Annotated in this window: 12 protein-coding genes; 5 read left to right on the forward strand and 7 right to left on the reverse strand. The window is 64.9% G+C overall.

From position 1 onward, the window contains the following. Positions 1-28: 28 nt before the first annotated feature. The 4 genes from GTZ99_RS06750 (at position 29) to GTZ99_RS06765 (ending at position 4,164) form a co-directional block, all read left to right on the forward strand. Positions 29-235, forward strand: coding sequence for a hypothetical protein (locus GTZ99_RS06750; protein WP_161717482.1), 207 nt, complete (start codon positions 29-31; stop codon positions 233-235). 245 nt (positions 236-480) lie between these two features. Further along, positions 481-3,060, forward strand: a complete 2,580-nt coding sequence (locus tag GTZ99_RS06755; protein WP_161717483.1) for a HupA family protein — start codon at positions 481-483, stop codon at positions 3,058-3,060. Between the two features lie 138 nt (positions 3,061-3,198). Next, the gene (locus tag GTZ99_RS06760; protein WP_161717484.1) at positions 3,199-3,738 is read left to right on the forward strand and encodes an rRNA large subunit pseudouridine synthase E; all 540 of its coding nucleotides are present in this window, start codon (positions 3,199-3,201) and stop codon (positions 3,736-3,738) included. A 96-nt stretch (positions 3,739-3,834) separates the two neighbouring features. Further along, a complete protein-coding gene (locus tag GTZ99_RS06765; protein WP_161717485.1) occupies positions 3,835-4,164 on the forward strand; it encodes a PilZ domain-containing protein in 330 nt (109 codons plus the stop codon). Positions 4,165-4,171: 7 nt separating this feature from the next. On the opposite strand, the gene GTZ99_RS06770 is transcribed toward GTZ99_RS06765, so the two are convergent. The 4 genes from GTZ99_RS06770 to GTZ99_RS06785 form a co-directional block, all read right to left on the reverse strand. Beyond that, positions 4,172-4,585, reverse strand: coding sequence for a hypothetical protein (locus GTZ99_RS06770; protein ID WP_161717486.1), 414 nt, complete (start codon positions 4,583-4,585; stop codon positions 4,172-4,174). Between the two features lie 227 nt (positions 4,586-4,812). Then, positions 4,813-6,228, reverse strand: a complete 1,416-nt coding sequence (gene lpdA, locus GTZ99_RS06775; protein WP_161717487.1) for a dihydrolipoyl dehydrogenase — start codon at positions 6,226-6,228, stop codon at positions 4,813-4,815. Between the two features lie 5 nt (positions 6,229-6,233). Beyond that, on the reverse strand, positions 6,234-6,623 hold the full coding sequence (locus GTZ99_RS06780) for an acyl-CoA thioesterase (RefSeq protein ID WP_161717488.1): 390 nt from the start codon (positions 6,621-6,623) through the stop codon (positions 6,234-6,236). Further along, positions 6,623-7,894, reverse strand: coding sequence for a pyruvate dehydrogenase complex dihydrolipoamide acetyltransferase (locus GTZ99_RS06785; RefSeq protein ID WP_161717489.1), 1,272 nt, complete (start codon positions 7,892-7,894; stop codon positions 6,623-6,625). The genes GTZ99_RS06780 and GTZ99_RS06785 overlap by 1 nt, the downstream gene beginning before the upstream one ends. Positions 7,895-8,047: 153 nt before the next feature. On the opposite strand from GTZ99_RS06785, the gene GTZ99_RS06790 reads away from it, so the two are divergent. Beyond that, the gene (locus GTZ99_RS06790; RefSeq protein ID WP_161717490.1) at positions 8,048-8,503 is read left to right on the forward strand and encodes a universal stress protein; all 456 of its coding nucleotides are present in this window, start codon (positions 8,048-8,050) and stop codon (positions 8,501-8,503) included. Between the two features lie 38 nt (positions 8,504-8,541). On the opposite strand, the gene GTZ99_RS06795 is transcribed toward GTZ99_RS06790, so the two are convergent. Genes GTZ99_RS06795 through proS form a run of 3 tightly spaced genes read right to left on the reverse strand, consistent with a single transcriptional unit; the run spans position 8,542 to position 12,935 of the window. Next, complete coding sequence (locus GTZ99_RS06795) at positions 8,542-10,881, reverse strand: ribonuclease R family protein (protein WP_201742393.1); 2,340 nt, start codon at positions 10,879-10,881, stop codon at positions 8,542-8,544. A 45-nt stretch (positions 10,882-10,926) separates the two neighbouring features. Continuing rightward, positions 10,927-11,370: a lysozyme inhibitor LprI family protein gene (locus GTZ99_RS06800; RefSeq protein WP_161717492.1), complete on the reverse strand. Its 444-nt coding sequence runs from the start codon at positions 11,368-11,370 to the stop codon at positions 10,927-10,929. After that, positions 11,370-12,935, reverse strand: a complete 1,566-nt coding sequence (gene proS, locus GTZ99_RS06805; protein WP_161717493.1) for a proline--tRNA ligase — start codon at positions 12,933-12,935, stop codon at positions 11,370-11,372. The genes GTZ99_RS06800 and proS overlap by 1 nt, the downstream gene beginning before the upstream one ends. Between the last annotated feature and the right edge of the window lie 59 nt (positions 12,936-12,994).

The raw sequence follows: 12,994 nt of genomic DNA on the forward strand, positions 1-12,994 counted from the left end.
CGTGGTGGGGCGATTCGTTATGCCGCGCATGTGGTGGGAAGCTTGGTGGGTAGATGCTCTTCCAAGCTCAAAAGCCCAGGAAATCTGCGCTTTTCAGGCGGACACCCTGTCCGCCAATTGCCCAACATCTTTGGCGGCTTGGGTATCCCGGATGGTTTTGGCTGGGGTATTTAGTGCTGGAGCCGCTATGTCGCGCGAATTGCTGAAATATTTCTGCGACGAATATGGACAATAAACCATCGCGTTCCTAAACCCTCCCTTACGGGGCGAAGGTTTGACATGGGCGGGAGCGGTTTTGCGGCGTTATTGTCGCGACTGTTCAAATTACGCCCATGCTGAGGGCATTTTTCATCGCAACGTCTACACACTCGTCCCTTTGTTGGGACGGGACGGCTATCGCCTCAAGGCGTTGGCGGGTCCGCGTCTGGGGCGGCCCGCGCAACGGCTTTTGCGCGGGTGAATGGGATTTGGGGACGCGACATGATCGGCAAATATTCAGGCGCCAGCCTGGGAGCATTGGGTTTGATCCTGGCCTTGTCGGGCTGTGGTGGGGGCGACAGTGGCGGCACAGGTTCGACGCCAGCGCCCACCCCCTCGCCCACCCCCACCCCCACCGCCGGGGCCAACGCCAGCCTGATCGGCACGCTGGCGACCGAGGCGTTCCGCAACACCGCCACCGCCGCCACCTTCAGCGTGCCCCGCAACGGCAATTATGCCACCACCGGCGCGGGCGCGGCAACGCTCAGCATCATCTACAACGCGACCAGCGGCACCTATACGCTCAACGATGGCACCCGCAGCGTGGCCTTTGGCACGGCCAACATCGACCGCACGCAAACAACCGCCTCATCCACGACCTATGCGGTGACCAGCGGCAGCACCACGGACACGGTCATTCTGGTCAACAACGGCACCACCTCGCCGCTGACGCGCTATGTCGGCGCGGGGATCTGGCTGCACGAGGTTGATGGCGCGACGACGCTTGACGCGCGTTCGACCGGGTTTGCCTATGGCGTGCAGACCCCCAACAGCGCGGTGCCGCGCGCGGGGACGGCGATGTATGACGTGCGCCTGCTGGGTGTGGTCTTTGCCTCGCAGGACATCAACGTGCTGGGCGGATCGGGCAAGCTGGACATCGATTTCGCGCATGGCACGCTGGTCACTACGGGCAGTTACGACCAGCAAAGCACGCTGACAGGGATTGTCGTCAGCAATCAGCCGTGGAACGCGGTGGCGCGGCTGTCGGCATCGTCCAACAGTTTTACCGGGCAGATCGCGCTGACCAACCTGTTCAACGCGACGTGGCAGGGCAATCTGTATGGCCCTTCGGCCGAAGAGATCGGCGCCACCTGGTCCTCCTATTCCAGCACCTATGGCACAGCGGCCAGCGGGGTGTTCTGGGGGTCGCGCAACAGCACGCCGATCAATACCTCTATCGCGTTCGGGTCGCTGACCAGCGATACCTTCTTTGCCCCCATGAATGCCTCATTCACTGCCACCCCCTCACCCACGCCGTCCGATCAGCCGGCGCGCGGCACGCTCTCGAACATCACCGCCGGGCCAGAGATTTATGCCATCTTTGTCGGAACGGGCGGATTGCCGCCGCAATATCTGCGGTCTGATGGCAGCTTTACCTATGGCCCCGACAACAGCCTCTACAGCAATTACGCGCTGGGCTATGACTACGTCCGGCCTGAACAGTTGAGCTATACCCGCGCGGGCACGATCTGGGACCGGATGAATACGCCCACCAGTGTCAATGCTTATGCCTATGGGTTTGAAACCGCCGCCAGCGCCGTGCCGCGCACCGGCAACGCGCTGTTCAACATCGGCCTGCTGGGCGCGGTGGCACAGCCGGGTGGGACGCTGCACACGATCAATGGCACCGGCCAATTGGCGGTGGATCTGGCGGCGGGCACGCTGAGCACCTCGGGCAATTACACGCTCAGCCTGCCGACCACCAATGCCGGATTGTGCTGCTCTGTGCCCGACAACAACGGCGGCTGGACCGGCAGCGGCACCCTGTCGTCTTCGGCCAATGCGCTGACGGGCACGGTTCAGTTTGACGGCGCGCTGACCTATTCGGCCGGGCTGACGGGCAAGTTCTTCGGCCCCGCCGCGCAGGAAGTGGGCGGCGTGATCAACGCGACGCCTTCGGACGGGGCGCGGCTGGTGGCGGCCTTTGCCGGGACGCCGACAACCACCGTGACGCCGCGCGCGCCGGCGCTGACCCCATTGGCCAGCCTGACCGGATTGAACATGCTGACCGGCGCGACCGCTTTTGCAGTCACCAGCCCCAGCGCGTTCCTGAACACCGATGCCAACATCAATGTGATCTACAACGCCGACACCGGCAGCTATCACATGGTATCGGTGACCACCGGGATCAATCTGGGGGCCTTGCCGCTGGATATCAGCTTTTCCAGCGCCGACCGCTTGGCCGGGCAAAGCGACAGCACCTACAGCCTCTATCACACCGCCAGCGGCGACGTGCGGGTGCTGAACAGCGGGGCGGCCAATCCGCTGGTCGCGCTGACCTACAGCAGCTTTGCCGCGGTGAACGGTACGGGCACCTACCTTGGCATGTCGCAGGACATCAATTGGTACGTTCCCTTTGGCGAGGCAACGCCCCTGTCACAGATCCCCAGGAGCGGTACGGCCAACTATACCGGCGTGGTGGTGGGACAGGGTACGACATCATACGGCGCCGCCACGGCCGATCTGTCGGGCACCAGCACGCTGGGGATCGACTTTGGCACCAACACCGCCAATCTGGCGCTGAACCTGTCGGCGGTTGATCGCGCCACCGGCGTGACGCGGACGATCGGCAATATCAGCATGAGCGGAACGATGAACAGCAGTTGCGGCCAGACCTGCACCACGCTGCCCGGTTTTTCGGCCATTGGGGCAGGCGCCAATTATACGGCCAATGCGCAAGGCATGTTGTTCGGCCCCAACGCGGCCGAGTTCGGGGCAGCCTTTACGGTGCACACGGTCAACCCTTCGCCAAGCGAAGTGAACTATTTCGCCGGCGTGACCATGGGCAAGAAAACGCCCTGATCGCGTTTGGGGCTTGGCGGCTTTGCTTTTTGCGCGGGGATCGGGCATGGCCGCCCGGTTCCCGCCCGCAACCGGCGGCGCGCCCCGCGCGCAACCAAAGGCGGGAGGCATGGGTATGTTTCGCCGGGGTCTGGGCCGATGACGTTGATCTTGTTTAACAAACCCTATGGCGTCTTGTGCCAGTTCACCGACGAGCGGCAGGGCGAACCACGCCCGACGCTGGCCGATTATATCGATACGCCGGGGGTCTATGCCGCCGGGCGGCTGGATCTGGACAGCGAGGGGCTGTTGCTGCTGACCGACGATGGCCGGTTACAGGCGCGCATCGCCCATCCCAAGTTCAAGGCGCCCAAGACCTATCTGGTGCAGGTGGAGGGTGAGCCGGATGCGGCCGCGCTGGAGGCTTTGCGGCGCGGGGTGCGGCTGAAGGACGGCCTGACCCTGCCCGCCCGCGCCGAACGGATCGATCCCCCCGCCCTGTGGCCGCGCGACCCACCGGTACGTTTCCGCAAAAGCGTGCCTGATTGCTGGATCAGCCTGACCATCACCGAAGGCCGCAATCGTCAGGTGCGGCGCATGACCGCCGCCGTGGGGCATCCCACGCTGCGGCTGGTGCGCTGGCGGATTGGGGACTGGACGCTGGATGGTGTGGCGCCGGGGCAAAGCCGTCAAGTGTGAACGCCAAATATCGGCGATCACTGCATTTTTCTGCCCGTTTCCTAACAGAGTGTTAACCGCGATCGTTTAACCGGGCATTGGGGCAGGAGCCACCTGATGACCGACATTCCTGATTTTTCGCGCTTTCAGACCGAACGGCCCGCACTGGCGCATCTGCCCGGTGCGGCGGCGCTGTCCTTGCCGGTCGAGGTACGACAAAGCAGCCATGCGTGGCGGCGGGTGCAATTGCGCCAACTGGCGCCCGGCGGGTTTTGCATTGACGGCCCGGTGCCGCTGGATGTGACGCAATTGCTGCGCATCCGCCTACCCGGATTACAGGTTCTCTCAGCCCGGATTGTCGATGCCAGTCTGGCCAGCGTGCTGTGCCATTTTGTCGATCCGCTGCATCCTGCGGTGTTTGACCATCTGGTGCAAACGCTGCGCTGACGCGGCCTCAGACCGCCGCCAAACCCTTGCGGCCAAAACCTGCGGGCGTCACCGGCGTGGGTTGCAACCGGCGCTTGCGGTGGTGTTCGGCGTTGCGGGCGGCAATGTGGCGGGCAATGATCGCGTCCGGATCAAAGGCCTCATGTGCCAGCGGGTCTTCGGCGCCATACAGGCGGCGCGTCGCCTTGCGCACGCTCTGCGTGGCCATGCCGCGCACCAGTGAGACCAGCGCCACAAAACCGGCCAGCACCACAAGCGCGACGATCACCACCGCGGCCACCCTGCCGCCAGTGCCGAACATCGCCAGAAACGCGGCCCATTGCCCCTGAAACAGCGTGGAGGTCCAGCCCCACAGCGCGGCGACGGCCACGACCAGCGTGTTGCGCAGCACCGATCCGATCAGGTCAAAGATATCGAGCATCGCGCCTTACTCCCGCGCATCACCATGTGTGTGTCTACGCGTAATACCCTATGCCAGGTGTGGTTAAGGGCGGGTAAAGTGGTTAATGCGGGTAAGCCTGATCGTCCGACCATCCGCCAGAAATGACAAACGCCCCGCCCGCCCATGCAAATCGGGCTGGCGGGGCGCTGGTTGTCATGCCGGGTGGGGGCAAGCCCCCTGCCCGGCCTCTATGCGCGTATCAACGATCAGATATGGATCGCGCGGCCATAGGCCGACAGCACGCTTTCATGCATCGATTCGCTGATCGTGGGGTGCGGGAACACCGTCTGCATCAACTCGGCCTCGGTGGTTTCCAGCTGCTTGCCCACGACAAAGCCCTGGATCATCTCGGTCACTTCGGCGCCGATCATGTGCGCGCCCAGCAATTCGCCGGTCTTGGCGTCGAACACCGTCTTGATAAAGCCTTCCGGCTCACCCAGCGCGATCGCCTTGCCATTGCCGATGAAGGGGAACTGGCCGACCTTGACGTCATGGCCGGCTTCCTTGGCCTTGGCCTCGGTCAGCCCCACGCTGGCGATCTGCGGGTGGCAATAGGTGCAGCCCGGGATGTTGTTGCGGTCCAGACCATGCGGGTGCACGTCCTTGTTGCCCAACTCCTGCGCGATAGCTTCGGCGGCGGTCACGCCTTCATGGCTGGCCTTGTGCGCCAGCCACGGGCCGGGCGTCACGTCACCAATGGCCCACACGCCCTTGACGTTGGTGCGGCCATAGGGGTCGATGGCGATGATGCCACGCTCGGCCTTGATGCCCAGCTCTTCCAGACCGATATTCTCGGTGTTGGGGGCCACGCCCACCGCGACGATCACATGGCTGAAATCTTCCTCGGTGACCTTGCCGTCCTTGGCCTTGATCTTGGCCTTGATGCCGGTGGCGCTGGTGGTGATGCCATCAACGCCCGTGCCGGTCAGGATCTTCATCCCCTGCTTGACCAGCGCCTTTTCCAGAAACGCCGAGACGTCCTTGTCCTCGACCGGAACGATGCGGTCCATCATCTCGACGACGGTGACGCTGGCGCCCATGTCGTTGTAGAAGCTGGCGAATTCGATGCCGATCGCGCCCGAACCGATGACCAGCAGCTTGCTCGGCATCTCCTTGGGCGTCATCGCGTGGCGATAGGTCCACACGCGCTCACCGTCCGCCTTGGCAAAGGGCAGGTCGCGGGCGCGGGCGCCCGTGGCGATGATGATGTTCTTGGCCGACAGGGTTTCCACCTTGCCGTCGGCGGCGGTCACCTGCAACTGGCCGGGCTTGAGCAGCTTGCCCACGCCCATGTGCACGGTGATCTTGTTCTTCTTCATCAGGTGGGTGACGCCCTGATTGAGCTGCTTGGCCACCCCGCGCGAACGCGCCACCACGGCCGACAGATCGGCGCGGATGTTGTCGGCCGCCAGACCATAAGCCTTGGCGTGCTGCATCTGGTGGAACACCTCGGCGCTGCGCAGCAGGGCCTTGGTCGGGATACAGCCCCAATTGAGGCAGATGCCGCCCAGATTTTCACGCTCGACGATCGCGGTCTTCAGACCCAGCTGGGCCGAGCGGATCGCCGCCACATAGCCACCCGGGCCCGACCCCAGAACGATCACATCATACTGTTCAGCCACAAGACTTACTCCTGCACAACCGGTCGCGACCGGCCGTTGTCATCCACCGCGACAAAGGTGAAAACCGCTTCGGTCACCTTCATCGCTTCCTGTTCGAAACGCGGGCGTCGCCATGCCTCGATGGCGATGGTCATCGAGGAACGCCCGACCTTGCGCAACTCTCCATAAACAGAGACTTCATCCCCCACCTTGACCGGCTTGAGGAACTGTACCCCGTCCATGGCGATGGTCACCGCGCGGCCGCGCGAATGGCGCGCGGCAATCAGCCCCGCGCCATTGTCCATCAGACACAACAGCCACCCGCCGAAAATGTCGCCATAGACATTGGCGTCAGCAGGCATCGCCGTAACGCGAATGATCGGCTCCACCGCCGGGCTCAGCTTGAGCGGCTCCATCAGGCCAGCAGGCCGAGCGGGTTTTCCACCAGCGTGCGGAAGGCGGCCATCAGTTGCGCGCCATCGGCGCCGTCGATCGCGCGGTGGTCAAAGCTGCCGGTGGCCGACATGACCGTGGCCACGCCGATCGAGCCATCTTCCATGACCCAGGGACGCTTTTCGCCCGCGCCGATCGCCATGATCATCGCCTGAGGCGGGTTGATCACGGCCTCGAACTGCTTGATGCCCATCATGCCCATGTTCGACAGGCTGGCGGTGCCGCCCACATATTCGCTGGGGGCCAGCTTGCCGTCCTTGGCGCGCTTGGCCAGATCGCCCATCTCGGTGCTGATCTTCGACAGGCTCTTGCCCGCGGCATCGGTGATGATCGGGGTGATCAGGCCGCCCGGGATCGACACCGCGACCGACACATCGGCGCGGGTGTATTGGCGCAGATTGTCACCGGCAAAGGCGACATTGCACTGCGGCACCGTCTCCAGCGCCACGCCCAGCGCCTTGATCAGCATGTCGTTGACCGACAGCTTGACATTGCGGGCGGCGAGCGAAGCGTTCAGCTCGCCACGCAGCTTGAGCAGCGCGTCGAGGCGCACGTCGACGGTCAGATAGATGTGCGGCACCTGCTGCTTGGATTCGGTCAGGCGGCGCGCGATGGTCTTGCGCATGCCCGAGAGCGGCAGATCCGAATGCGGGATGCCAAAATCGGGCAGAACCGAGGGCGCGGCAGGCACCGGGGCTGCGGCGACGGACGCAGCAGCAACAGCGGCCACAGGCGCGGCGGCACCGGGCTTGGCGCTTTCCACGTCAGCCTTGACGATGCGGCCATTCGGGCCCGACCCGGCAACCCCTGCCAGATCAACACCCTTTTGCGCGGCGATACGCTTGGCCAGCGGGCTGGCGATGACGCGGTCACCGGCGGCAGCCTTGGCCACAGGCGCGGGCGCGGCGGCAGGCGCAGCGGCGGCAACCGGCGCAGCAGCCTTGGGCGCGGCGGGGGCAGCGGCGGCGACGGGCGCGGCACTGGCGTCCTCGTCTTCACCGGCCAGTTGGGCGATGATGGTGCCGACGGCCACATTGTCCGTACCCTCGGCGACGTCGATCGAGACGATCACGCCTTCATCGACGGCTTCAAACTCCATGGTGGCCTTGTCGGTTTCGATCTCGGCCATGATATCGCCCGACGAGACGGTATCACCAACCTTGACCAGCCACTTGGCCAGCTTCCCCTGCTCCATGGTGGGCGACAGCGCGGGCATCTTGATCGCGATCGGCATGGGCGGTTTCGTGTCCTCTTACGACTATGGTGGAATCATCCGGCTTCTGGCCAAAATGCGCGCTCACGGCAAGACTATTGCGCGAAATACGTTTGTAGGTGATAGCGGACGCACACAATTTATAACGGCCGCGATGGCGGGTGGGGTCTGGGTATGCGCGTATATCTGGTGATCATGGACGAGACCGAGGAGGCGCGTGTAGCGCTGCGCTTTGCTGCGCGGCGCGCGGCAAAAACCAGCGGCGCGGTACATATCATCGCGCTGGTCCCGCGTCAGCCTTTTGTCGCGTTCGGCGGCATTCAGGCCACCATCGAGGAGGAAGCCCGCGACCGGGCCGAGGTGCTGGCCACAGCGGCTGCGGGCAATGTCCTGTCGGAAAGCGGCCATATGCCGGTTATTTCCGTGCGCGAAGGCGACGGGGTAAAGATCATTCGTGACTATCTGGCCGAACATCCAGAGGTCGCGGCGCTGGTGCTGGGCGCTGGCCAAGGAGGCACGCCGGGGCCATTGGTCAGCCACTTTGCCGGCGCCGGTCTGGGCGCATTGCCCTGCCCCCTGTTCATCATTCCGGGCAGCATGAGCGAGGCCGAGATCGACCGGCTGAGCTGATGTGGCAAGGGCGGGAGAATCCCCCCGCCCTGCCCGTATCAGCGCTTGCGCCCCTGATGGCGAATATTCGCAGGGCGACCACGTTTACCCACCAGATGAGCACCCCGGCGCTTCATCCCCGGCCCACCAGACGGCGGCGGCGCGCCCCGAGTCTCGATCCGGCCATCGCTGTCCTCAGGCTCAAACTTCAACGCGCCGGTCAGGGCATTTGCCTCGGCCAGACGCAGGCGGATGATGTCACCGATACAGAAACGCGTGCCGGTGCGCTCGCCCTCCAGCGCCTGCGCCTTCTCGTCATGGAAAAAGCGTTCATCACCCAGCACCGACACCGGCACCAAACCATCGCCGCCAAGGCCAATGATCGTGGCAAACAGACCAAAGCGCTGAACGCCGGTGATGCGGCAATCGAACACCTCACCCACGCGGGTCGACAGCCACGCCGCGACATAGCGGTCGATCGTCTCGCGCTCGGCCTCCATCGCGCGGCGTTCGGTGCCGCTGATCGCGTCGCAAATGCGGGCCAGATCGGCCCGGTCACGCGGGGCAAGGCCGGATGTCTCGGGCATGTCGCCCTGCGGCGCGGGCTGCTCCAGACCATAGCCATCGACCAGCGCGCGATGCACCAACAGGTCGGAATAGCGGCGGATCGGGCTGGTGAAATGGGCGTATGACCCCAGCGCCAGACCGAAATGCCCGGCATTCTTGGGCCCGTAATAGGCCTGCGTCTGGCTGCGCAGCACCGATTCCATGATCAGCGCCTTTTCCGTCTCATCCGCAACATCCTTCAACATGCGGTTGAACAGGCCCGGCGTGATCACCTGACCCAGCGCCAGCTTGCGTTCAAACGTGGCCAGATAATCGCGCAGCGCCAACAGCTTTTCCCGGCTGGGTGGCTCGTGGATGCGATAGACCACCGGCTGCACCTTGGCCTCCAGAGCCTTTGCCGCCGCGACATTGGCCGCGATCATGAAGTCCTCGACCACGCGGTGGGCGTCCAGCCGCTCGCGCATGGCGATGCTGGCGATGCGGCCCTTGTCGTCCAGCATGACGCGGCGTTCGGGGATGTCCAGTTCCAGCGGGTCGCGGCGCAGACGGGCCGCGGCCAATGCCTTCCACGCGTCCCACAGATGCAGCAGATGCGGCTCGGCGCGCTCTTCATCGACGCGGGCCTGCGCCTCCTCATAGGGGATGACTTCGGCGATGCGGACGATGGCGCGGGTAAAGCGCCAATCGGTGATCCGCCCATCGGCGGCGATGTTCATGTGGCAGGCTATCGCCGCACGCGGCGCCCCAGCCTTGAGCGAACAGACATCGGCCGAGAGCACCTCTGGCAACATCGGCACCACGCGGTCGGGGAAATAGACGGAATTGCCACGCTTGCGCGCCTCGCGGTCCAGCGGGCTGCCGGGGCGGACATAGAACGAGACGTCCGCAATCGCCACCAGCGCCCGCCAGCCGCCCTGCCCGTCAGGTTCGGCCCAGATCGCGTCATCATGGTCGCGCGCATCGGCCGGGTCGATGGCGACGATCGGCAAATGGGTCAGATCCTCGCGGCGGTCATGGCTCAACGGTTCGCGCGCGGCGTCCTGCGCATCGTCCAGAACCTCGCCGGTAAAGACATGGGGGATGCCGTGCTTGGCAATGGCGATCAGGCTGAAACTGCGCGGCGCCAGCGGATCGCCCAACACCGCCGTCACCCGCACGCCCGACTTGGGGCTGCGGCCGGCGGGTTCTGCCATGACCAATTGGCCTTCCTCGGCCCCGCCCAGATCGCTGATCGGCTGCGCATGTCGTTCACGCTTGTCGACCGGGGCCAGCCAGCCCTTGCCGGTGCCGTCCAGTTCGACAATGCCCATCACCTGTTCGGCGGCATTGGGCATCTTTTTCATCGGATGGGCCAGCCAGCCCTTGCCCGTGCCCTCGCCGCCGACTTCCTCGGTGCGGGCCAGAATGCGGTCGCCCGGCTTTAGCGCGCCCACGCCCTTCATCGCCGGGCCCTTCTTTGGCCCGCGCGGCTCAATCACCCGCAGGCGGGGAGGGGCGATGGGTTCATCCGGTTCCCACTTGTCGGGGATGGCGATGGGCTGGCCGTCCTCGATCTCGATCACGCGCAGCACGGTCACCTTGGGCACGCCACCCATGCGGTGATAGGCGGTGCGCTTGCCATCGATCAGCCCTTCGTTGGCCATGTCCTTCAACACGGCCTTGAGCTGGATCTTCTCATGCCCCTTCAGGCCGAACGCCTTGGCGATCTCGCGCTTGCCCACCTCGCCCTCGGCATTGGCGATCAGGTCCAGGATCTGTTGCGGTGTGGGCAGGCCCGGCTCATGGCGCGGCGCGCGCGTGGGGGTCTTGCTGCGGGGTTTGCGATCATTCATGCGCCCCGCCATAGAGCGCATCGCCCCATAGCGCCAGTGCGGGTTTTAGCGCAAACCTTCCAGCCACAGTGTGCGGCGGATCGTTTCGTCCACCATGCAGCCGCCATATTCGATGGCCTCCAGCGAGCCGCCCTCGGCCTCCTTGGACTGGGCCAGACAATGTTTGTCACGCGCGGCGATCCATGCGCGCTGGGCGCGGCGCAGCGCCGGTTGGCGGGCGGAGCCGACGCGCTGGAATACCACCCGCCACGCGGCGTTCAACCGCGCGTCCTGCACCTTCATCTCGGCCGAGAGGCATTCGTTATGGGTGATCGTGCTCAGATCCGCCCGCCCGATGCAGCGGACAAAGGCGGGGGTATAGCGCGCCTCGATCGCGCGGTTGGGCGGCGGCGCGGGATCGGCCAGCGACAGGATCGGGCCAAAGCCATAGGGCGGCAGGGCGGGCGCTGCCGCCGCCCCGCCCGCCAGCAGAACCAGCGCCGCCCACATCAGTAGGACCGCGCCACGTAGATCCGTTCAACCGCCGGTTCGCCGGTAAAGGGACAGGTCCCCTCGGCAGGCGCCGCGTCCATCGCGGTGTTGCGGATGGTCAGCTTCAACGCCTTCAACTGCTCAACCACTTTCTCAAGTGCCGCGCCGGTCGGGCGGGCCCAATTCAGCTCGACCCAGCCGGGATAGCGGTTCTTGTCGTCAAAGAATTCAGCCACTTGCGCCAAAGTCGTTAGCCCACGCGTGATGTTGGCGTCGCGCCGCTCGGTCGCCTGCGCGTGCAGGCTGCGCTGGATGTCCTCCAGCGTGGCGGCGGCGGCGGCGATGAAATCTTCCCGCGACTGGGCGACAAAGTTGGTCTTGGCATCCTCACGCCAGATCTGGTCGCGGCGCAGCACGCTGACCATGCCGCCGGCCGCATCGCGCCCGCCGATTTCCAGAATGATCGGCGCGCCCTTCTTCACCCAGGCCCAGCGCTTTTGCGTCGCCTTGCCGGGGCGCTTGTCCAGCAGCACGCGGACCGGTTCGCCCAGCGCCTGTTGCCCGATCAGCGCGCGGCGGATCTCCTCGCAATAGGCCAACAGCGCCTCGTCGCCCTCATCCTCGCGCAGCATGGGCAGGATGATGATCTGATGCGGCGCGATGGCCGGCGGCACGCGCAACCCATCGTCATCGCCATGCGTCATGATCACGCCACCGATCATGCGGGTCGACACACCCCACGAAGTGGTGTGGGCCAGCGCCTGCTGACCTTCCTTGTCCTGATAGCGGATGCCCGCCGCCTCGGCAAAGCCGGTGCCAAGGTAATGCGAGGTGCCCGCCTGCAACGCCTTGCCATCCTGCATCATCGCCTCGATGCTATAGGTGGCCACAGCACCGGGAAAGCGCTCGTTCTCGGGCTTTTCACCGGCGATCACCGGCATGGCCAGCACGTTTTCGGCAAAGTCGCGGTACATTTCCAGCGCGCGCAGCGTTTCGGTCATCGCGTCATCGCGGTCGGCATGGGCGGTATGGCCCTCCTGCCACAGGAATTCGCTGGTGCGCAGGAACATGCGGGTGCGCATTTCCCAGCGCACAACGTTGGCCCACTGGTTCACCATCAACGGCAGGTCGCGCCACGACTGCACCCAGCGCGCCATGGCCGCGCCGATCACCGTCTCGCTGGTGGGGCGCACGATCAACGGCTCCTCCAGCTTGGCCTCGGGATCGGGGATCAGCCCGCCCTTGCCATCGGCGATCAGGCGGTGGTGGGTGACAACCGCCATTTCCTTGGCAAAACCGTCCACATGGTCGGCTTCCTTGCTGAAATAGGACAGCGGGATGAACAGCGGGAAATAGCAATTGTCGACGCCCGCGTCCTTGATCCGGGCGTCCATGATCTTTTGAATGCGTTCCCAGATGCCATAGCCCCACGGCTTGATCACCATGCAGCCGCGCACGCCGCTTTCCTCGGCCATCTCGCCTTCGGAGATGACCTGCTGATACCATTGCGCGAAATCCTCCTCGCGCTTGATGGTCAGGGCGTGGCGGATCTTGGGGGTCGAGCCTTGAGTCTTCTGGTTCATGGGGCGCAGCGTTAGCGCCGCGCGCGCGGCTTTTCAAACCCCACCGCGCCAAAAAACCG

It is taken from the genome of Novosphingobium ovatum (assembly GCF_009909235.1).
Taxonomy (GTDB): domain Bacteria; phylum Pseudomonadota; class Alphaproteobacteria; order Sphingomonadales; family Sphingomonadaceae; genus Novosphingobium; species Novosphingobium ovatum.